Source organism: Micromonospora qiuiae, from assembly GCF_016863555.1.
Taxonomy (GTDB): domain Bacteria; phylum Actinomycetota; class Actinomycetes; order Mycobacteriales; family Micromonosporaceae; genus Micromonospora; species Micromonospora qiuiae.
Map to the genome: position 1 here is coordinate 1 of NZ_BOPC01000108.1, position 21321 is coordinate 21321.

16 protein-coding genes are annotated in these 21321 nt (G+C 68.7%); 14 read left to right on the forward strand and 2 right to left on the reverse strand.

Going from position 1 to position 21321, the window contains the following annotated elements:
* The first annotated feature begins 160 nt into the window (after positions 1-160).
* From Vqi01_RS27600 to Vqi01_RS27655, 12 genes are all read left to right on the forward strand, one after another.
* Positions 161-607 (forward strand): nitroreductase family deazaflavin-dependent oxidoreductase, encoded by a 447-nt coding sequence (locus Vqi01_RS27600; RefSeq protein ID WP_204038066.1) that lies wholly within the window; start codon positions 161-163, stop codon positions 605-607.
* Between the two features lie 179 nt (positions 608-786).
* The gene (locus Vqi01_RS27605; RefSeq protein WP_204038067.1) at positions 787-1056 is read left to right on the forward strand and encodes a hypothetical protein; all 270 of its coding nucleotides are present in this window, start codon (positions 787-789) and stop codon (positions 1054-1056) included.
* Positions 1049-1669 (forward strand): DUF6879 family protein, encoded by a 621-nt coding sequence (locus Vqi01_RS27610; RefSeq protein ID WP_204038068.1) that lies wholly within the window; start codon positions 1049-1051, stop codon positions 1667-1669. Before Vqi01_RS27605 ends, Vqi01_RS27610 begins: the two co-directional genes overlap by 8 nt.
* 100 nt (positions 1670-1769) lie before the next feature.
* On the forward strand, positions 1770-2504 hold the full coding sequence (locus Vqi01_RS27615) for a DUF6082 family protein (RefSeq protein WP_204038069.1): 735 nt from the start codon (positions 1770-1772) through the stop codon (positions 2502-2504).
* Between the two features lie 313 nt (positions 2505-2817).
* Positions 2818-4275: a DUF3375 domain-containing protein gene (locus Vqi01_RS27620; RefSeq protein ID WP_204038070.1), complete on the forward strand. Its 1458-nt coding sequence runs from the start codon at positions 2818-2820 to the stop codon at positions 4273-4275.
* A complete protein-coding gene (locus Vqi01_RS27625; RefSeq protein WP_204038071.1) occupies positions 4275-4874 on the forward strand; it encodes a DUF4194 domain-containing protein in 600 nt (199 codons plus the stop codon). Before Vqi01_RS27620 ends, Vqi01_RS27625 begins: the two co-directional genes overlap by 1 nt.
* A complete protein-coding gene (locus Vqi01_RS27630; protein ID WP_204038072.1) occupies positions 4871-8254 on the forward strand; it encodes an ATP-binding protein in 3384 nt (1127 codons plus the stop codon). The genes Vqi01_RS27625 and Vqi01_RS27630 overlap by 4 nt, the downstream gene beginning before the upstream one ends.
* Entirely contained in the window at positions 8251-9432 is a 1182-nt protein-coding gene (locus tag Vqi01_RS27635; protein WP_204038073.1) for a Wadjet anti-phage system protein JetD domain-containing protein, read from the forward strand. Before Vqi01_RS27630 ends, Vqi01_RS27635 begins: the two co-directional genes overlap by 4 nt.
* Before the next feature lie 378 nt (positions 9433-9810).
* Entirely contained in the window at positions 9811-10335 is a 525-nt protein-coding gene (locus Vqi01_RS27640; RefSeq protein ID WP_204038074.1) for a hypothetical protein, read from the forward strand.
* A gap of 337 nt (positions 10336-10672) precedes the next feature.
* The gene (locus Vqi01_RS27645) at positions 10673-11317 is read left to right on the forward strand and encodes a hypothetical protein (RefSeq protein WP_204038075.1); all 645 of its coding nucleotides are present in this window, start codon (positions 10673-10675) and stop codon (positions 11315-11317) included.
* A gap of 102 nt (positions 11318-11419) precedes the next feature.
* Positions 11420-12505, forward strand: coding sequence for a flavin-containing monooxygenase (locus Vqi01_RS27650; RefSeq protein ID WP_204038076.1), 1086 nt, complete (start codon positions 11420-11422; stop codon positions 12503-12505).
* The gene (locus tag Vqi01_RS27655; RefSeq protein WP_204038077.1) at positions 12498-13223 is read left to right on the forward strand and encodes a TetR/AcrR family transcriptional regulator; all 726 of its coding nucleotides are present in this window, start codon (positions 12498-12500) and stop codon (positions 13221-13223) included. Before Vqi01_RS27650 ends, Vqi01_RS27655 begins: the two co-directional genes overlap by 8 nt.
* Positions 13224-13357: 134 nt before the next feature.
* Here Vqi01_RS27655 and Vqi01_RS27660 read toward each other — a convergent pair whose 3' ends face one another.
* Positions 13358-14797, reverse strand: coding sequence for a hypothetical protein (locus tag Vqi01_RS27660; RefSeq protein ID WP_204038078.1), 1440 nt, complete (start codon positions 14795-14797; stop codon positions 13358-13360).
* Entirely contained in the window at positions 14787-15386 is a 600-nt protein-coding gene (locus Vqi01_RS27665) for a SigE family RNA polymerase sigma factor (protein WP_204038079.1), read from the reverse strand. Before Vqi01_RS27665 ends, Vqi01_RS27660 begins: the two co-directional genes overlap by 11 nt.
* Positions 15387-15605: 219 nt before the next feature.
* Between Vqi01_RS27665 and Vqi01_RS27670 the strand changes: the two genes are divergently transcribed.
* Positions 15606-17009: a hypothetical protein gene (locus tag Vqi01_RS27670; RefSeq protein WP_239098717.1), complete on the forward strand. Its 1404-nt coding sequence runs from the start codon at positions 15606-15608 to the stop codon at positions 17007-17009.
* Positions 17010-17053: 44 nt separating this feature from the next.
* Entirely contained in the window at positions 17054-21256 is a 4203-nt protein-coding gene (locus Vqi01_RS27675; protein ID WP_204038080.1) for a LamG-like jellyroll fold domain-containing protein, read from the forward strand.
* Positions 21257-21321 lie beyond the last annotated feature (65 nt).

Consider the following 21321-nt stretch of genomic DNA (forward strand, 5'->3'; position numbering starts at 1 on the left):
CCTTCGGTCGCCCAGATGGTCGGGATGTGGGGACTTGTCCCGACAGGTACTGCATGATCGACGCGGGGGCGCCGGGGTCGCCGTCGGCGCGGGGATTGTCGTCGACCCCCGATCACCCTGCGTGCCGCGGCATCCACAGAGGTCGCGTACGTTGGGGGGCATGGGATTGACCGGTGATTATGAACCGAGCGCCACGCCATGGGTCCGCGAGCAGGTCGAGCAGATCATGCGTACCGGCACGACCGACGGCGTCACGATCGCTGGCCGGCCCGTCGTGCTGATGACCTACCGGGGCGCCAAAACCCGCAAGGTACGCAAGACGCCGGTGATGCGCGTCGAGCACGAGGGGCGCTACGCGGCTGTCGCGTCGATGGGCGGCGCGCCGAAAAACCCGCAGTGGTACGCCAGCCTGGTGGCCGAGCCGATCATCGAGCTTCAGGACGGGACGGTGACCGGGGAGTACCAGGCCCGCGAGGTGTTCGGCGACGAGAAGGCCGTCTGGTGGCGTCGGGCGGTCGAGGCGTATCCGGACTACGCCGACTACCAGCGCAAGACCGACCGTCAGATCCCAGTCCTCGTCCTCGAACCGCTCCCACCGACACCCTGAGCCGTCCCTGCGCCAGCGAAGCCGGTTGGATCCATCTGCCGACGCTGCACTGATGGTTCCGCGCCGCGATCATGTGCTGAGATCGGCTTCTGTTCGCGATAAATCGAACGCTCTCTCGCCGGGCCACGAGCCACTGCCAATTATTCTGAGTGTTCGCTCCATCACTGTGGGAGGTAGCGATGGTGAGTCGGTGGGAGGCCGATTGCGCCGCGACGTTCGCGCGGCGCCTCGGGCGGTCGGCGGCTGAGCTCGGCGAAAGCGGAGGTACGACCACCTGCCCCGACATCTGGGAACTGTCCAACGGGGATGTGGCGGTCATCGGCCGGGATCTGACGGCGCATTACGCGGGTCAGTTGCCTCCCGGCGTCACCGTCGGCGACGATGAGCGGCTGGTCGTCCTTCCACGCAGCATGATCATCGCGGCGAAGCCGGACATCCCGGATGCGTGATCTGCTACGCGCGACCTCCGGCCAGCGACTGAGCTTGCCCGAGTACGAGGCTGACTTCTATGCCACGGTCGAGTCGGTGGATGGACCGATTCTCAAGACGGAGCGGATGCAGACCTTCCGTGAGCCGGGCAGCCCGAGTTGGGAGGCGTTCGCTGCGGGCCGGTGGGAGGAGGCGCTGCGTATCGCCGCCGAGCCCAACCCTGAGCTGAAGCGCTTCTTCGACCGTCTCGCCACGCTGAGCTCTGGGCTGCATCGGATACGCGTCGTGGCGCTTCCCCTCACCGCCTACCTGATCTGGGAGCTGAATTTCCTCCGCTTCCGCGCTGCGGCGGGGGAACTGATCCGGGTGCTCACCACAACCACGGATGTGATCGCCAAGCATGAGCACGAGCACGGGACCATCCCCGAGCTGATGGTCGTCGGCAGCCGGGCGGTCTATGAGGTCCGCTACGACGAGACCGGGACCCCGCTCGGAGCGGACAAGTTCGTCGACCGGGCGGTCGTGGACGGCTGCCGGGAACGGGCTGCTTCGCTACTTGCCGAGGCGGAGCCATTCGATTCCTTCTTCAGCCGTGAGGTCGACGGGCTCAGGCCGCCCAAGATGCACCTGTAGTAGCCTGCCTCCACCTGCGAGCGTGGAGGGCGTGATGCCCCGACTGCGGACGGCTGCCGGCCTGGTGCGGAGATCGGCGATGCCCGCCGCGTGGCTACTGGTGATCGTGGCGATCCTCGTAGCGGTGTTGCTGTCCCCACTGGGCCTGCTCTGGATCGGCGAGCGTCCCGGTTACGACTGGCCCCTGTTGGGCAGCGTCGGGGAGGCGTACGGAGCGGCTTCGGCGATCCTCGCCGGTCTGGCGCTTACCGGCGTGGTCATCTCACTGATCATTCAGGCCCGAGAAGCGAAGGCGGCTCGTGAGCAGACGCTCCGGGCTCTGCATGCCGACCTGCTGAAGATGGCCATCGACGACCCTGGTCTGCTTGAGTGCTGGGGCCCGATCGAGCAGTCGTCTGACGTGGAGTGGTTCCGCAAGCACGTCTACACCAATCTGATCGTCTCCCACTGGCAGCTGATGTGGGAGGTCGACGTCCTGAGCGAAGCGCACTTGCAAGTCCTCGCCGACCAGTTCTTCAAGGGCGAGGCGGGCCGCCGCTTCTGGGCCGAGGCGCGCGGGCCGGGGATGAAGGCTGAAACCTCCCGTCGAGCCCGCCGTTTCACCGCCGTCATCGACCAGAGGTATCTCGCCGCGCTCGCCGCAGGCCCACCGGAAGGCGGCTCGCCGCACGGTCGAGCGACCGACGAGTCAGTTCCGATCACGCCTTCCGATCAGTACACAGACGCGCGGAAGGCAGCGAGACGGCTCGCTCATTTTGCCGTCGGTGCGGCCGTCGCCGCCGGTGCGATCGCCCTGGGAGGGTACGTGACCCGCTGGTTGCGGGGCTCACGGTGACGGCGGCTTGCAACCCCTACCACGTTCGTCCCGCCCGCGATGCTCGGCACCGCCCGCCATCGACTCCCCGCCGCCGGCATACCCCACCACCTCCGCCTCCCACCATCCCCTGGCGCTGCTCTCAACACGCCGATCTTGCACTTTTGGTCGGCGAAATGGCCGGGCTGTAGCGGTTCGTCCCGACAGAAAGTGCAAGATCGCCGCGGGGTGGTGGGGTGCGACAAGGCACGCCACCCAGCCGTACAAGGGTGTCACTGCCGGGCTTTAGCATGGGCGGCGGTTGAGGTGACCGGTCAGGGGTTGGCATCGGGCGGTGACGATCGAGTTCGACGAGGTCGAGTGGCTGCGCCGCAACAATGCGGCGTGGCGGCTGTTGCGTGCCGACCATGCCGCTCTCGTGCTCAGTTTTCTCGGGCGGGTCTTCGTCGAGGAGAACGTACGCTCCATCTCCGGCGTCGAGCTGACCGCGCGCCTGGCGGACGAGCTGTACGCGCTCAACGAGCGGCTCGGCGCCGGCACCTTTCCGCGCGCTGCCAAGGCGTACCTCGACGACTGGGCGCAGCCGGAGGTCGGCTGGCTGCGGAAGTATTATCCGCCCGACTCGGACGAGGTGCATTTCGACGCGACCCCGGCGGTGGAGCGGGCGCTGTCGTGGGTGCAGTCGTTGCAGGACCGGTCGTTTGTCGGCACCGAGTCCCGCCTCAACATCGTCCTCGAGCTGCTGCGCCAGATGGTCTACGGCGCGGAAACCGATCCGGATGCCCGGCTGGCGGAGCTACAGGCGCGCCGCGACGCGATCGACGACGAGATCGCCAAGGTACGCGGCGGGCAGGTGGAGATGCTCGACGGCGCTGCGCAGCGGGATCGCTACCAACAGTTCGTGTCGACGGCGCGCGGGCTGCTCGCCGATTTCCGTGAGGTCGAGGCGAACTTCCGGGCGCTGGACCGGGCGCTCCGCGAGAAGATCGCCACCTGGAGCGGCTCGAAGGGGGAGTTGCTCGACGAGGTGGTCGGCAACCGGCACGCTATCGCCGACTCCGATCAGGGGCGCAGCTTTCACGCCTTCTACGATTTCCTGCTGTCTCCGCAACGCCAGCAGGAGTTCACCGATCTGCTCGCCCGGGTGCAGTCGCTGGACGTCATCGGGGCGGCCGATCCGCGCATGCGGCGCATCCACTACGACTGGCTCGACGCTGCGGAGCGCACCCAGGCGACCGTACGGCTGCTGTCGGAGCAGCTACGCCGGTTCCTCGACGACCAGGTGTGGCTGGAGAATCGGCGGGTGATGGACCTGTTGCGCGGCATCGAGGCGCACGCGCTGGCGCTGCGCGACCAGCCCACCGACGGCTTGGTCTTCGCGCTCGACGCGCCCGCACCGCAGATCGTGCTGCCGATGGAACGTCCGCTGTACCGGCCGCGAGGAAAACAGCCGTTGGACACCACGGTCAGGACCGGGGAGACGGACATCGACGTTTCCCGGCTCTTCGAGCAGGTGCATGTCGACCCGGCCCGGCTGACCGACGCCGTACGCACCGCACTGGGCCGTAGCTCGCAGGTGTCCCTGCCGGAGGTGCTGACCGACCGTCCGCTGGAGCAGGGCCTGGCGGAGCTGGTGACGTACCTGTCGCTGCGCGACCCGGGGTTCGACGTCGTCTTCGACGAGAACCGGCGGGACCGGGTGCGCTGGCGCGACCCCGACGGCCGGGAGCGGAGCGCTGACCTGCCCGCCGTCTCCTTCGTCCGCCGGGTGCCCGTACTGGATGGAGTGTGATGACTGCGACCAGAAGCGAGGAGCCGAGCCTGTCGGTGGCCGCCGCCCACCTGATGAAGGGTGTCGTCTACCGCGACACGCATCCGGTGCCGTGGCATCACCTGACGCAGTTGCAGGCGCAGGTCCGCGACTACATCGCCGTCCTCGGCCTCACCGTCGTCATCGACGAAGCCGAGGGGTACGCGTTCCTGCGTTCCCAGCCCGGCGACGAGGAGGTATCCGGGCAGCCGGCGATCCCCCGACTCATTCCCCGCCGGGCGCTGTCGTTCCACGTCAGCCTGCTGTTGGCGTTGCTGCGCAAGAAACTCGCCGAGTTCGACGCCAGCAACGCCGACACCCGGCTGGTGCTGACCCGGCAGCAGATCGTGGACCTGTGCGCGGTCTTCCTGCCCGCGTCGACCAGCGAGGCCCGGCTGATCGACCAGATCGACAGCTACCTCGGCAAGATCGTGGAGCTGGGGTTCCTGCGCCGCATCGATGACGCCGAGGCGACGTACGAGGTGCGGCGCATCATCAAAGCCTTCGTCGACGCGCAGTGGCTGGCGGACTTCGACGCCCGGCTGGCGGAGTACGCCGCCGAGCTGGGGGTGGCCCGGTGAGCGAAACGCTGACCAGCGAGAGCGCGACCCTAGCCGGGTTCCGCCTGCGACGCCTGGAGCTGCACAACTGGGGCACGTTCGACGGCCGGGTCTGGACGCTGCGCCTCGACGGCGCCAACGCCCTGCTCACCGGCGACATCGGTTCCGGCAAGTCCACCGTCGTCGACGCCGTCACCACGCTGCTGCTGCCGGCCAACCGGATCTCGTACAACAAGGCGGCCGGCGCCGACACCCGGGAGCGCTCGCTGCGCTCCTACGTCCTGGGCCACTACAAGTCGGAGCGCAACGAGAAGACCGGCGCCTCGGAACCGGTGGGCCTGCGCCGCGGCTCGTGCTACTCGGTGCTGCTCGGTGTCTTCGCCGAGCCCACCAGCGGGGCGGCGGTCAGCCTGGCGCAGGTGTTCTGGTTGCACGACGGCAACCCGGGCCAGCCGGAGCGTTTCTACGTGACCGCCGGCCAGGACTTCACCATCGCCGGTGATTTCGCCGATTTCGGCGCGGAGATCGGCCAGCTGAAGCGGCGGCTGCGCCAGTCCGGCGCCAAGGTGTACGACCATTTCCCGGAGTACGGCAGGGACTTCCGTCGCCGCCTCGGCATCGCCTCCGACCAGGCGATGGAGCTGTTCCACCAGACCGTCTCGATGAAGGCGGTCGGTGACCTCAACGACTTCGTCCGCCACCACATGCTGGAGCCGTTCGACACCGGCGGCTGGATCCGCCGCCTCGTGGAGCACTTCGAGGATCTGACCAAGGCGCACGAGGCGGTGGTCAAGGCCTGCCAACAGTTGGCCGCGCTCAAGCCGCTGCTCGACGCCTGCGACGCCTACGACCGGTACGGCCAGGTGATCGGCGAGCTGGACGCGAAGCGGGAGGCGTTGCCGTACTTCTGTGCGCGGGGCAAAGCCGAGCTGTACGCCGCCCGGGTCGCCGCGCACACCGACGAGCTCGCGGACCTGCAAGGGCGGCTCGCCGACACCAGGGTCAGGCTGGCCGACCTGGACACCGAACGGCAGCGCCTGGAGCTTGAACGCGCCGGGCACGGCGGTGACCGGATCGCCGACCTGGAACGCCAGATCGTCGACGCCGGGCGTACCCGCGACAAGCAGCGCCAACGGTTCGAGCGGTTCAACGGCCTGCTGGCCGAAGCCGGCCTCGCGCCGGTGGAGGCGGTCGAGCAGTTCACCGCCCGGCAACGGGAACTCACCGACGAGCTGGCTGGCGCCGAGGAGCACCGCGCTGCCCTGCAGAACGACCTGACCGACGCCGCAGTGCGGGTCAAGGAGTTGCAGCAGCAGGAGAGCGAGGTCAACGCCGAGCTGCGCAGCCTGCAGGAGCGGCGCAGCAACATCCCCCGGCGCAACCTGGACCTGCGGGCACGCATCTGCGCCGAGCTGGAGCTGCCCGAGGCGGCGCTGCCGTTCGCGGGCGAGCTGATCCAGGTCCGCGCCGACGCCACCGACTGGGAGGGGGCGGCGGAGCGACTGCTGCGTGGCTTCGCGCTGTCGATCCTGGTGCCGGACGAGCACTACCCGACGGTGGCCGGCTGGGTCGACCGCCACCATCTCGGCGGCCGGCTCGTCTACTACCGGGTGCCGGCGAGCCTGCCCCGCCAGGCGGAGCCGCTGCCGGCCGACGCCGGCCGGCAGCTCTTCGCCAAACTGGAATTGCGGGAATCGCCGCTGCGGCCCTGGCTGGAACGCCAACTGCGCCGCCGCGCCGGCTACGAGTGCGTGCAGACGATCGAGGAGTTCCGCCGTGCCGAGCGGGCGATCACCAGGGCCGGCCAGGTCAAGGACACCGGCGGCCGGCACGAGAAGGACGACCGCAGCGGCATCGACGACCGCAGCACGTACGTGCTGGGCTGGAGCATCGAGCAGAAGATCGACGCGCTGCTGGCCAAAGCGCGTGCACTCACCGTCGACAAGGCGCAGGCGACGAAGAACCGCGACGGAGTCGTCGATCGGCTCGACACCCTCAACCGCCGGCTCGGCGTGCTGGGAAAGCTCGTCGAGTTCACCGACTTCACCGACATCGACTGGCAGTCCTCCGCAACACTGGTGCAGCGACTGCGTCACGAGAAGCAGCAGCTCGAAGGCTCGTCCCGGGAGCTGGAGCGGATCACCGACCAGCTGAACAGCGTGCTCGAGGCGATCCAGGGCGGCAGCGCCGAGCGCGACAAGTTGCAGCACCGCATCGCGCAGACGGGCGTACACCTGGAACAGGCCACGCACGGCCAGCGCGACGCCGAGGAGCTGCTGCGGGAGCCGGCGGCGCAGGCCGCGGAACGCTGGTTCGCGGCGATCGCCGAGCTGGCCGGCGAGACCGCGCTGTCCAGCCCGGAGGAGTACGACCGGCTGCGGAGCACCGCCGAAGGGCGGTTCACCAAGGAGCGCGACGAGGCCGCCCGCCGGCAGGCCCTGGCCAGCAACCGAGCGGTGCGTGCCATGGAGGACTTCCGCAACACGTACCCGGTGGAGGCCGCCGAGCTGGACAGCTCGATCCAGTCCGCGCCGGAGTACCGGACGATGCACGAGCGGCTGGTCCGCGACGACCTGCCGCGCTTCGAGACCGAGTTCAAGACGTACCTGAACACCAACACCATCCGGGACATCGCCGGATTCCACTCGCAGTTGCACAAGCAGGCCGACCTCATCCGGGAACGGATCGACACGATCAACCGGTCGCTCGTGGGCATCGACTACAACGACGGCCGGTACATCCGGCTGGAGGGCAACCGCACACCCAACGTGGAGATCCGCGACTTCATCAACGACCTGCGTGCCTGCACCGAGAACTCGCTCGCCCGAGACGACGGTGAGCAGTACTCCGAGCAGAAGTTCCTCCAGGTCAAGCAGCTCATTGAACGGTTCCGTGGCCGGCCGGGGTTCACCGACATCGACAAGGCGTGGGCGCGGCGGGTCACCGACGTGCGCAACTGGTTCGTCTTCTCCGCCTCCGAGCGGTGGCGGGAGGACCACAGCGAGCACGAAACCTACAGCGACTCCGGCGGCAAGTCGGGTGGGCAGAAGGAGAAGCTCGCCTACACCATCCTCGCCGCGTCGCTGGCGTACCAGTTCAAGCTCGATTTGAGCACCGACCGCGGCCAGACCTTCCGCTTCGTCGTCATCGACGAGGCGTTCGGTCGTGGCTCCGACGAGTCGACCCGGTTCGCTCTCAAGCTGTTCCAGCAGCTCGGGCTGCAACTGCTCATCGTCACCCCGCTGCAGAAGATCCACGTGATCGAGCCGTACGTCTCCGCCGTCGGTTTCGTCGACAACCCCACCGGCAGCAACTCGCGGCTGCGCAGCCTCAGCATCGAGGAGTACCACCAGCAGCGCGAGACGCACCAGCTCGCCCACCTGGTCACCGTCGGGAAATGACCGTGCCGGCATCGCGCTGGTCCACCCCGGCAGACCTCATGACGAAGCTGCGGCGACGGTGGAACTCCGGCGAGCTGCTCACCGCGTACGCGCGGCAGCGGTGGGCACCGATCGTCGTGCCGCTGCGCGCGCCGACCGCGATCGAGCTGGCCGAAAATTTCGGCGCCGCCCAGGACTGGCTCGCCGCGTGGCAGGCCATCGACCCGGCCCTGGTGCGCCTGGAATGGAAACGCGTCGGCGGGCGACTCGTCGGCAGCAACGAGGTGCCGCACCGGGCCGTCATCGACGGACCGGACCGGGTGTGGACGCTGCTGCGGGTGAAGCGGCAGGTGGAGACGTTCCTGCGGCTCGTCGACGCCACGCGGTCGACCGCCCCTGCCCTGGTCGAGTGGATGTTGGCCGAACCGATGAAGGTGCTGGACAACGAGCAGAGCTGGATCCGCCTGGTCGAGGTCGTGCGCTGGATCGACCAGCACCCCACCATCGACCGGTACGTGCGGCAGATCGATGTCCCCGGCGTCGACACCAAGTTCATCGAGCAGCACCGCAGCATCCTGGCCCAACTGCTGGACCGGCAGCTGACACCCGAGCGGGTCGATCCGGCGCAGCCGCCGGCCCGGTTCGCCGAGCGGTACCTGTTCCGCACCAAGCCGGCGTACGTGCGGCTGCGGGCGCTCGCCCGTCCGGTGCCGGCGGCGTTCGGTCCGTTCAGCGAGGTGACCGTCCGCGTCGACGAACTGGCCGACAGCCCGCTCGACGTGGCGCGGGTGCTCGTCGTCGAGAACGAGACCACCTATCTCGCCCTTCCGTCGATGCCGGACACGGTCGCGGTCTTCGGCGGCGGCTACGCGGTCCGCGCGCTGGCGCCGCTGACCTGGCTGCACGAGCGAAAGCTGAGCTACTGGGGCGACATCGACACCCACGGGTTCGCCATCCTCGACCGGCTCCGCCAGGTGTTCCCCCACACGACGTCGATGCTCATGGACGCCGAGACGCTGCTGCGGCACCGGGAGCACTGGGGCCGGGAGGCCACTCCGGTCGCCGCGGAGCTCGCCCACCTGACGCCCGCAGAATCGCAGGTGTACCGCGATCTGGTCGCCGACCGGTACGCACCCGCCCTGCGGTTGGAGCAGGAACGCATCCGGTTCAGCGTCGTGGAACGATCACTGACCGGTTGACGTCGAGCTGCCTCACACGCCGATCTTGCACTTTTGGTCGACGGTATGAGTGGGATATGCAGGTTTGTACCGACGAAAAGTGCAAGATCGGCGGCGCGGGGGTGTGCCCGCGGGGTGCCTGCGGGGGTGACGGCTCACTCCTCGCTGGCCGGCGGTCTCCCGTTCGTCGTACCGGGCCATGACCGCGCTCATCTCCCGGGTCAGCTCGTCGAAGACGCCGGTCAGGTTGGGGACCCGCGCCGGTTCGGCGGCGACCAGCGCTCGCCGCCGGGCATGTGGGGTCCGGTTCACGGCGTACGGACCCGGCCCGCTCCAGCCGGTCGACGATGCCGGTGACCGCACTGGCGTCCAGTAATTTTGTCGGGGGAGGCTGAGCGTATGCGGACGGGACTGGCACTCGGTGGGGCGGCGGCCCGATGGGCGGCAAGTTTCTACGTTCGACACTTCTGGCTCGTGTTCGGACTGTCGATGATCCCGACCGTTCAGCGGTTCGCCGTGGTCCGCTACGGCGATGACCTGCCCGCCGCCGTGAACGTCGGGGGCGAGGTCGTCACGGCGCTCACGCGGCTGCTCCTGGCGTACCTCATTGTGCGGCTGGCGTTCCGTGAGCCCGGCCTGGCCGACCTACCGGTCCGGGAGCGCTGGCGGCGGCTGGCCGCGGGAATCGATGCCCGGCCACCCGACTTCTGGTTCCAGTTTCTTCTCCTGGCCGCTGCCTTCGTCGTTCTGGACGTCCTGCCCAACGCCGCCATCGGTCTCTGGGTGCCCGACCAGTGGCAGAATCTGGTCAGCTCGATCCTGGTGAGCGCGAAGAACCCGACGGTGATCGCGTTCACTCTCCTGTGGATGGTTGGCGTTGCCCGGGCCCTGATTCTCCGCGGCCGGCACGTCGCGGCGGATTAGAGCACCCCCGCGACCTAAGCCTCGATCCACCGATGCGGTTCGTCTTGAGCACTGCCGAATGTTTCAGTTTTGGGCGGTTTCGGAGCAGGTTGAGACCCATCCAGATACCCAGACGGGGCGCCGAAAGCCGCATCCGGCGGCTAGAGGGGTGGTTGTCGAACCAGCGCTGGTCTAGCCGGTCGGGCGTGTCGGTCTGGTCGGTCAGGGACACAGCTTGCGGAAACCGCGACGGCTCGGGGAGCCGCTCAACGCCGGCTCCGCTTGCCCATGGCGTTCCGGCGCTCGCTCCTGGATAGATTGCTCCGAGTGGACTACAGTTCATACGAACATGCTTCGTATGAACTGTATCGAGGGGGTCTTCATGAGCGCAGTGCTGGATCGTGTCAGTGGTTGCCGCCAGAGGTGGTTGGCGTGCATGGGGCTGCTAGGCGTGCTGCTCGTGGCTGGCTGCGGGGGTGGCGCCGGTAAGACATCTGTCCCGCCGGTCGGCGATGCCGCAGGTGCCGGCGCCGCCGAGGATACGGATCGGCGTCCAGGCGCAATGCTCACCGTTGACCTCAATGTGACAGGTGACGCGGAGGTCTCGGGCAGCACTGTCTACGGTCCGGTCGGGCGCAACCTCGGCTTGACCGCTATGTCCTGTAGCGAATTCTCCAAAGGACAGGAGATCGACGGCGTCCGGCTTTTCGCCTTTCCGGCGTTGATCGGAGCTGAACCCATCGGAGGCAAGGAAATCCTTGTAACCGTCGGCGTATGGGAGTACCCGGGCGCCGGCACCTACACCGAGAAGGACAACCTCCAAACCAGCCCTGATGAAGTTGGCCTCAATATCGATGGTTCCATTTTCTCTCTCCCCTACGACGACCCGAGCACGACACTCGTGATCGAAGCCGATGGCAGCGGCGTATGGAACTTCCCGCGCCTTGACAGCCTGGATGGTGGCAGCGTCAGCGGTGCCATGACCTGGACCTGTCGGGACTGAAATGGACGGCGACACCTCTACGGAGCGGTTCGATGTTCCGGGTTTTCTGGTTCGGTACTGGAAATTCGAGAGGCCAATGCCTGCGAACCCGAGGAGTTGACTATGAAAACAGATACTGATGTCTTGGTAATCGGTGCCGGTCAATCAGGTCTCGCCCTTAGCCGGGAACTCGCCACGCGAGGAGTCGAGCACCGCGTGCTTGAAGCGCACGCAGCTCCCGGAGACGTGTGGCGGCAACGATGGGATTCACTACGGCTTTTCACACCCGTCAGATTCAACGGCCTGCCCGGTATGAGACTTCCGGGTCCACAGCGCTACTGTCCTACGGCAGGAGAGTTTGCCAACTATCTTGACGACTATGCGGACCACTTCGCCGTGCCGCTGAACTGCGGCGAGACGGCGGTGCGTATCTCAACCAGCCCCGATGCCGGCTTCACGGTCACAACCAAGACCAGCGCCGGCGAGCGAGTTCGGGGCGCCAGAAAGGTCGTGGTGGCAACCGGGGGGCACACCGCTCCCGCCATCCCATCGGAGGCCAGCACGCTCGATGACCAGATCGCGCAACTGCACACCAACAAGTACCGACGACCCGAGGATCTTCCCGGCAAACGAGTGCTCATCGTCGGCTGCGGTGCGTCCGGGGTTCAATTGGGGGTCGAACTTGCCAAAGCGGGCCGTGAGGTCACGGTCGCTGGACGACCCACGCCCAGCATCCCGGCGCCGCTTCTCGCGGCTGCCGGCCCTGTGTGGTTTTCATTCATCCATCGTGTGCTCACCCGAGCTACACCTATCGGGCGGAAGGCCGCCCCTAAAGTGGTCAGTTCCGGCTCACCATTGATCGGCATTAGCGTGCGCGACCTCGACCGACACAACGTACACCGCGGCCCCCGATTCACCGGCACGGTGAACGGCCTACCCCAGCTCGCCGACGGGAAAATTGTGGAAGTCGATGCCGTGCTGTGGGCGACAGGCTACCGACCAGGGTTGGACTGGATAGATGATCTGTCGCTGGACGCGCACGGGCTCCCCGTGCACGATCGAGGGATATCAGGTTCGATCCCAGGCCTAGCATTTATGGGATTGCCTTTCCAGTTTGGGCTCACGTCCACGCTCATCGCAGGAGCCGGGCGCGATGCTGCTTTTCTCGCCGCACAGCTTGCCAGCGAGTCTCTGTCACCCGATGCCTAAGCCGCCCCGCACTCGCGCCTACCATTCCCCGATCCGCGCGGAGCACGCCTCCCACACTCGGGCAACAATCATCAACGCCGCGAGACAACTCCTGATCACCGAAGGTTTCAACAACACGACTGTCCGAAAGATCGCCGACAAGGCGGGTGTCAACGTCGACACGATATATCGTTCGGTCGGCCGGAAACCCGAAGTCGTCCGGGCCGTGCTCGAAGCAGCGTTATCCGGCTTGCCCGAGGATGTCCCCGCCGAGCAACGCCAGTACGTCCAGCGCATCCGAGAAGCTGCGACGGCTGAAGAGAAGATCAACATATATGCGACGGCGATCACTGAGATCCAACAACGGTTGGCACCCATATACCGGGCGCTGGAAGAAGCCTCGCGATCAGACGAAGGGAGCCGATCACTTTGGAATGAGATTTCTGAACGACGCGCCCGTAACATGCGGGAATTCGCTGCCGATCTCCGCCGCACCGGGGAACTCCGCGATGAGCTCGATGACGACACCGTCGCTGACATCATCTGGAGCATGAACAGCACCGAATACTGGATCATGCTGGTTGAACAGCGCCGATGGCCAGCGAACAAATTCCGCGACTGGCTCGCCGACGCTTGGTGCCGACTCCTCCTCGCCCCAGCGAAACGAGCACCACCCGCCGCGTACTCGGCCACCGAACCACCGACCAGGAGAAACAGCAGCGCCGACACTGCCCCGTAGTGCTGTTCCGTTCGGCCCGCTCCCTGGGCCACCGGCGCCCCCGACCCGAGACAAGTCTTGAGCGGCAGATCACCGGCGAGCCGCGTGCCCGGCCGACACCAGGTCGGACCGGGCACGCGGTCAACACGCCCTCGTCACCAGGCCCACACGGTCGGCTCACCGAGCTGGCCGGAGCCGGCGCGGAGACTCGGCGTGGCCTCGGTTCGCAGCAGCCGGCCGTCGGTGTCGAAGACCTTCACCTTGACCACCTGACGAGGGTCGACGCGCAGCGCGCCCACCCCGGCGTCGAGCTGGCCGGTGGCGATCGTCCGCTCCTTGCCGTCGAGCAGCTCGACGCGGGCCGCTGATTCCGGACCGACGACCAGCACGCCGCCGGTCTCTCCCGGTGTCTGGACGACGACCAGATCAGGGCTTCCCGTGGCGGTCTGGTAGTCGGCCGGTGGCCCAGGCTCCGGTTGCGGCGCCGGGGCTTCGGTCTTGAGCACCGTGGCGCAGCCACCGTCGGTCGAGCAGGATTTCACCAGCACGGCCGCTGGCCCGCCGGGAACCCAGTCGGGCAACCGCCCGCCCCAGATCACCTGCGGGGCCGGCGCGGCGAGCCCGTGGAGGTCGAGCAGCCCTTGCAGGTCGCGCACGGCGGTGGCGGCGAGCGCGGCGTCCACCGAGCCGCGCGCACCGGCGGTGGAAACCGGCGGTGCGGCCCCCGTCGGGCTGACCGCACCCAGCCCACCACCGGCCGGACCGGCGTACCGCACCACACCCAGCCCACCACCGGCCGGACCGGCGTACCGCACCACACCCTGGCAGGTGAACCGCCACCGTTCGGCCAGGCGGTCCTCCCCCCGGACCACGAAACCGTCGGTGCCCACCACCTGCCAGCTACGGACGACCGATCCGTCCGGCTGGATCCGGCCGTCGGCGGAGGTCTCGACGAGACACCCGGCCGGTGCGAGCCCGACCGCGAGGTCGGCGACGTGGCGGCCGTCCACCGGCGACTGTCGACCGAGGAAGACGTACGGCTCCAGGGGGGCCGGCTCGTCCGGGGTGCCGGTTTTGCGCAGCAGTTCCGACACGGACGCCCCCGCCTGCCCGCTTGCGTGACGCAGTAGCGCGTGGGAGTCGTCCAGGAAAGCCACCATCACGATCCGGGCGCCCGGCGCGTCGTGTGCCAGCAGCACCCGCACCTCGTCGAGCGTCGGGTCGACCAGCAGTTCGGCGCGGGCCGCCCGGTACTGCCGCTCGATGTCCGCGATCAGCGCCTCGTCGCCGGCCAGGTTGCCCCGGGTCGGCGAGTCCAGCAGCTGCCGCACCATCGGCTCGTCGATCGGGCTCGCCGGCTGGTACTCCCCGGCGGCGGGCGGCGGCGACGATGCCACGCCGGTGATCCCGAGCCGGCCAGCCGCACCGGCCATCGGCAGCGCCATCGCCACCGCCGCCAGACCGGCCACGCCCGTCACTGCCATCCGCCGCTGCCGGCGTCGACGGACGCGGGCCAGCAATCGCTGGTACGGCTCGGGGCCCGGCACCACCGGCTCGGCGAGCCGGGCGAATTCCTGCCTGATCTCATCGGCCATCGTTCACACCTCTCCATCTCGTCATGACCGGCGCCACGTCCAGCGGCGCCTGAATGTGGGGCGACGCCGGCCGCTCATCCGATGTGGATGAATCGGCCGACCTGGCCGGCAGCACCGCGCGGAGCCGGGCGAGCCCACGGGACGCCTGACTCTTCACCGTGCCGATCGAGCAACCGAGCGTTTCGGCGATCTGCGCCTCGGAGAGGTCCTCCCAGTAACGCAGCACCAGCACCGCTCGCATCCGGGGCGGCAGGCTCTGCAACGCGGTGAGCACCTCGTCGCGTACCACGACGTCGTTCGCCACGTCCGAACTCCGGCCCCGCTCGGCGTGCAGCCGCCAGGCTCCGGTCACCCCGGCCAGGAACTCCCGGGAACCGAACCGGTGCCACAGGCTGACCCGCTCGTTGGCCATGATTCGGCGGACGTACGCCACCGGGTCGTTCACCTGCCGCCAATGGCGCATCACCCGCATCAGCGCGCTCTGCACCAGATCTTCGGCCGCGTGCCGCGACCCGGTCAGCAGGTACGCGGTCCGTATCAGATCCGCGTACCGGATCTCGACGAACTCGCGGAAGCCGTCATCCGTCACCTGCACTCTCCAGTCCTGGCTGGGCGTCACCGACGAGAAAGAGACCCGCGGCCGGCGGAAAAGGTTGACTGACCGTCCACCGGCGGCCGGGCAGGGAGTCTTCGTGGTCCGGCAACCTCGCCGTAAGAGTTCGCTCGGTCTCTGTGATCTTGCTGGTCACCTGGGGTCGGGACAGTCGTCGCGGTTGCTCTCGACTTCCGAGTGGAGTGAGCGTCTGTGGTGTCTGCCCTGTGTCGTGCCCTACGCCGCGCCCGGCGTCGCTCGTGGGGCGTACTCGCTCTGGTGTTGATGGGGGTGCTGGTTCCGGGCGCGGCCTCGGCGCACCCGTTCGGTCCCCCGCAGCAGATCAAGGTCGCGGGGGAGGGCGATCACGAGGTACGGGTCCGCTGGCTCGTCGGCGGGACCGATGACCTGACCCTGCTTGGCGTCGCCCTCGGCGTACTTTCGCAGGACCGGGTGCTGCTCGACGGCGCGGTGGTCTACGAGCCCGCCGACGGTGCGGCGTTGGCCGGGGCGCCGGAGTTCGCCGACTACCTGACCGAGCGCATCACCGTGACCCAGGACGGGCGGCCCTGCGCGGGCGAGGCCGGGGTGGCCGGCGACCTGGCCTCGGGCGGCGCCGACGTGCTGTTCACCTGCCCCGAACCGGTGAGCAGAGTGATCGTGACGTCCCGCATGCTCACCGACCTGCACCCGGCCTACCGGACGCTCGCCCGCGGCCCCGACGGGCAGAAGGTGGTCTACGACGGCACCCACGAGTCGGCCGAGTGGACGGTCGGCACCGGCACCGGCACCGGCACCGGCACGGGCGCCGGCACGGGCGCCGGCACCGGTTCCCGCGTCGCGTCCACGGCCCTTCCCGACCTCTTCGGAGTCGCTGATTTCGGCGATTGGCTGTTGGAAGCGGTGCAGTCGCCGGGGTTCGTGCCGGTGGCACTGGTGATCGCCTTCGTGGCCGGGGCCGCGCACGGACTCGCGCCCGGCCACGGCAAGAGTCTCGCGGCGGCGTACCTCATCGGCTCCCGGGGTCGGGTCCGCGACGCCGCCTGGCTGGGTTTCTCGGTGGCCGTGATGCACACCGTCTCGGTGCTGGCCATCGCGATCGCCTGGACCTTTTTCTCCCTCTCCGACCTGGTCAGCCTCGAACGACTGACCACCGGGCTGCAACTGGCGGCCGGCCTGACCGTCGTCGCCGTCGGGCTCTGGCTGCTGTTGCGGCACTTGCGGCGGCGCGGCCACACGCACGGCCACGGCCACGACCACACGCACCACCACGACCACGACCACCCGACCACGACCCGGCCCGGTCTGGTCCTCCTCGGCATGTCGGGCGGGCTGACACCCTCGCCGGCGGCCTTCCTCCTGCTGGTGACCGGCATCTTCGCCGGGCGGTCCGGGTTCGCGCTCGTCCTCGTGGCCTGCTTCGGTCTCGGGCTCGCCGCGGTGCTGTTCACCGTCGGCCTGATGGCCCTCACCGGCCGCTCGCTCGTGGCGCGCGCCGCCGGCTCCCGCGCCTTCATGCGGTCGGCCACCCGGGTTGCCCCGGTGCTGGCCGCCTGCGGGATCACTCTCGTCGGCGTCGGCATTTCCGCCGCCGCCGTAGCCGGCCTACCCGGCATCTGACCCCCACCTACCCCAACAGGTGACCCCTTAGAAAAGGAGATGTCGTGACCACACGACTCCATCCGTACGCCCAGAGGTGGCGCCGCGCAAGCGCGGCCGCCCTCGGGCTCGTGGTGGCCGGCGGCGCGCTGATGCTGCCCGCCCAGGCCTACCTGACCGACACCAGCCAGGCGGCCGCGGCTGTCCCGGTCCCGGCGGCTGACGTGCTCGACGTCGCCTTCACCGGCGGCACCGCCACCGACCGGGCCCAGGGCCTCACCCCCACCACCTGGGGCGCACCGAGCTACACCACCGACGCCGAGTTCGGCCACGACATCCTCAAAGTGGACGGCGTCGACGACGCGGTCTCCTTCGACTTCGCCGACCAGTGGAACCGGTTCTCCGCCGGCTTCACCATCGAGTGTGTCTTCCGCATCGACACCACAATGCCGGTCAGCGGCGAGAAGGACCTCTGCTCCGACAAGGAGGCCGGCGGCTTCTCGGTCTACGTCAACGGCGGCAACCTCGGCACGATGGCCCACATCGGCGGCGGCTACAAGTCGGTGCTGACCCCGGTCAGCGGCAACCGGTGGTACCACGCCGTTTCGGCCTGGGACGGCCAGCGGCTGATTCTCTACCTCAACGGCCAACTGGCCGGCTCGACCGCGGCCACCGGTACGCTCACCCCGCCGGTCGTCTCCTCCCGCCGCTTCGTGATCGGCGCCGACGCCGCGCCCTCCGGCATCGGTCAGCTCGCCCCACCCTCCTCGTACGCCGCGAGCAAGGTCTGGAGCACGGGACTGACCGGCGCCCAGGTGGCCGAACTGGCGTCGGCCTACGACACCCAGCCGCCCGTGCCGGTGGCCGACGTGCTCGACGTCGACTTCGACGACGGCACCCCGAAGGACGACGCGCAAAACCTTCCCGTCACCATCCACGGCAACCCGGTGATCGCGCACGACACCGCCGTGAAGGCGTCGGTGGCCTCCTTCGACGGCTCCGACGACGCCTACTCCTACGCCTTCGGCGACCAGTGGAGCAAAATCAACACCAGGGTCTCCATCGAGTGCGCCCTGAAGTCCAACGGCACCCTGCCCAACAGCGGTGAGCACTCCGTCTGCTCCTCAAAGGAGGGCGGCGGCTACTCGATGGTGATCTACGGCGACAAGCTGACCTTCGCCGCGCACGTCGGGGGCAGCTACCGCAACGCCCAGACCACGATCGTCTCCGGCCGCTGGTACCACGCCGTCGGCACCTGGGACGGGCAGGCGGCCCGGCTCTACGTCGACGGCGTCCTCGCGGCGCAGACCCCGGCCGCCGGCGCGCTCACGCTGCCCTCCGGCGCCGCCCGCAACTCCTTCTACCTCGGCGCCGACGCGGTCAACCAGTTCTGGGCCCCGGCCTCGGTGCTCAACGCCCGCATCTACTCCAAGGTGCTGACCCTCGACGAGATCAAGGCGCTCAACATCGCCGCCTTCGGCGACGTCCGCGACGCGGCTGTCGCCGTCACCGCAACCGTCCCGGCCGAGGGCGCACACCTGCGCCGCCCGGCCACCTTCAAGGTCACCGTCAGCAACCAGGGCAACGCCACCGGTTGGCGGTACCTGCTCGACGGCCAGCCGATCCAGGTCGGCCAGGAGATCGGCCCCGGCCTCAAGTCGGGCAACCACACCCTGCACATCTCGGCGACCGACGTCTTCGGCAAGCCGGTCAGCAAGACCGTGACCTTCACCTCCGACGCCATCCCGGCCAGCGGCGGCACCGACGTCGGTCAGGGCAGCGGCCGGGTGAGCCTCTCCGCGATCGCCCACAACCCCGACGGCGGCGAGGTCACCACCACCTTCAAGCAGGCCACCCCGAGCATCCCGACCGGCGGCGTCCAGGGCGTCGTCCCGGTGATGCCGTCGACGCTGGACTTCTCCTACAGCGAGGGCAGCCAGATCGGCACCGCGCCGCGCCGCGGCGGCAAGGCCATCGGCAGCGCCTCCACCCGCGAGATCCCCTTCCAGCGGTACGACGTCCAGGTGCCGGCATCGGCCGAGCGCCGCCAGATCCTGTGGAGCGGTGTGGTCGACCCCGCCCGCGAGGTTGCGCTGCACGCCTGGAACAGCACCGCCGGGGCGTGGACGCACCTGGCCAGCGCCCGTGGCCAGGCCGAGGGTGAGACCGCGCTGCAGGCCCTCGTCGAGCCGGAACTGGTCGAAGGCGGCGTGGTCCGCGTCCTGGTCACCGGCCAGGACCCGTTCGCCGACGACCTGGCGCCCCGGGACGCCACGGCCGGCGCCCCGGCCAACCGGGACCACTTCGAGGACCCGTCGGACTACGACTTCGCGCTGGCCCACTTCACCGACACGCAGTACCTCGCCGAGGGCGCGACCGGTGGCACGTACGACAACTTCAACGGCATCGACGAGCCCAGCGACAAGATGACCATGGAGGAGCGGGCGCTCTGGGCCAAGGCCTACCGGGACACCACCCGGTGGCTGGCCGACAACGCAGCCAAGCGGAAGATCGCCTACACCGCGCACACCGGCGACATCATCGAGAACTACTACTACGATCCGCTCGCCACCGACGCCGACGGCAACCTGCTCCGCCCCGGGCTGGACGAGCAGGCGACCAGGGAGTTCCAGTTCACCTCCGAGGCGCAGCGCATTCTGGACAAGGCCGGAGTGGTCAACCAGGTCGTCGCGGGCAACCACGACAACTTGCTCGGCGCCGAGACCGGCCCGACCTCGCGGTTCAACCAGTACTACGGCCCGGAGCGCTACTACGAGGGCTCCAAGCTCTGGCCGGCGAAGTACAAGGCGTCGTACCACGCCTGGGACGAGACCACCGACGACTCCGGCGCCGTGGTCACCCGGGGCAAGGACAACCAGAACAACTACGTCCTCTTCACCGCGGGCGGTCTGGACTTCGTCGCGGTGGGCCTCTCCTACGGCATCACCCAGGCCGAGGCTGACTGGGCCAGCTCGATCTTCCAGCGCTACCAGGACCGCAACGGTATCCTGCTGACCCACGCGTACATCGCCCCGTCGGGGGCGCCGGACGGCCGGGGGGCCAACTTCTCCACCGACGGGTCGCGGGCCTTCTCGACCATCGTCGCGGCCAACCCGAACGTGTTCCTGGTCCTCGCCGGTCACGAGCACGGCGTCGGCACCAACCTCAAGACCGGCGTCGGCGTGACGATCGAGCACAACGTGGTCGAGCTGCTCGCGGACTACCAGTTCTACAAGATGACCGCCGGTGAGCTCTGGCCGGAGAAGGTCGACGCCACCGGCAACCTTGACCTCGACGGCGACGGCACCGTCGACCACCGCAAGGACGACCTGCTGCAGTTCGGCGCCAGCTTCCTGCGGCTGCTGCAGATCGACGTCGACAAGGCCCAGATGAGCGTCGACACCTACTCGCCGATGCTCGGCAACTTCGGTGCCACCGAGTACGACGACCGCAAGCGCTACAACGGCGCGGAGGACAACATGGTGCTGCCGATCGACCTGTCGACGCGCAAGACCAGCTTCAGCACCGGAAGTCTGGTCCTGGTCACGCCGACCGACACGGTGATCGGTCAGGCCACGGCCCGGTCGGGCTGGCCGGCCACGGTGACGTGGAGCGGCCTGACCGAGGGCGAGCTCTACGCCTGGACCACCACCAGCCGCACCGGCGACGGTGAGGAGGTGGGCTCGATCGACCAGTTCGGCGGCATCTTCATCGCCACCGCCGCCGGCACGGACGTCACCGCGCCGGTGCTGACCGTCCCCGCCACGACCTCGGTCAAGCAGGATGCTGTCTTCGACCCGCTGGCCGGCGTCACCGCGGTGGACAACACCGACGGCGACCTCACCGACCGGATCCAGGTGATCGGCACCGTCGACACCGCCACCCCGGGCAGCTACCCGCTGACCTACCTGGTTTCCGACACCAACGGCAACCAAGCGGTCGCCAACCGGGTGGTCACCGTCACCGCGGCCCCGATCGTGAAGCTCACGCCGACCTCGGTCAAGGCCAAGGACGTCAAGGCCAACTGGAAGTCGACGCTGAAACTGACCGCGGACGTCACGCCGAAGAAGGCGACCGGCCCGGTGCAGTTCATGATCGGTGAGGAGGTGCTCTGCGAGGCCCAGGTCAAGAACGGCAAGGTCTCCTGCACCGTCCACATGCTGCCCAACCCCGGCACCCACAAGGTGCGGGCGGTCTACGGCGGCGACAAGACCCACGCATCGTCGTACGCCGAATTCACCCTGACGGTGGTCGACCCCAAGCGCTGACCAAGCGCCTCAACCCCCCAAGCGGGGCCGGTCCCACCGGACCGGCCCCGCTCCGCCCTACCCCC

Bases quoted from the DNA above. Each gene is read 5' to 3' on its own strand.
- Vqi01_RS27600 (WP_204038066.1), top strand. From the start codon at position 161: ATGGGATTGACCGGTGATTATGAACCGAGCGCCACGCCATGGGTCCGC.
- Vqi01_RS27605 (WP_204038067.1), top strand. From the start codon at position 787: ATGGTGAGTCGGTGGGAGGCCGATTGCGCCGCGACGTTCGCGCGGCGC.
- Vqi01_RS27610 (WP_204038068.1), top strand. From the start codon at position 1,049: ATGCGTGATCTGCTACGCGCGACCTCCGGCCAGCGACTGAGCTTGCCC.
- Vqi01_RS27625 (WP_204038071.1), top strand. From the start codon at position 4,275: ATGACTGCGACCAGAAGCGAGGAGCCGAGCCTGTCGGTGGCCGCCGCC.
- Vqi01_RS27635 (WP_204038073.1), top strand. From the start codon at position 8,251: ATGACCGTGCCGGCATCGCGCTGGTCCACCCCGGCAGACCTCATGACG.
- Vqi01_RS27640 (WP_204038074.1), top strand. From the start codon at position 9,811: ATGCGGACGGGACTGGCACTCGGTGGGGCGGCGGCCCGATGGGCGGCA.
- Vqi01_RS27645 (WP_204038075.1), top strand. From the start codon at position 10,673: ATGAACTGTATCGAGGGGGTCTTCATGAGCGCAGTGCTGGATCGTGTC.
- Vqi01_RS27650 (WP_204038076.1), top strand. From the start codon at position 11,420: ATGAAAACAGATACTGATGTCTTGGTAATCGGTGCCGGTCAATCAGGT.
- Vqi01_RS27655 (WP_204038077.1), top strand. From the start codon at position 12,498: ATGCCTAAGCCGCCCCGCACTCGCGCCTACCATTCCCCGATCCGCGCG.
- Vqi01_RS27660 (WP_204038078.1), bottom strand. From the start codon at position 14,797: ATGGCCGATGAGATCAGGCAGGAATTCGCCCGGCTCGCCGAGCCGGTG.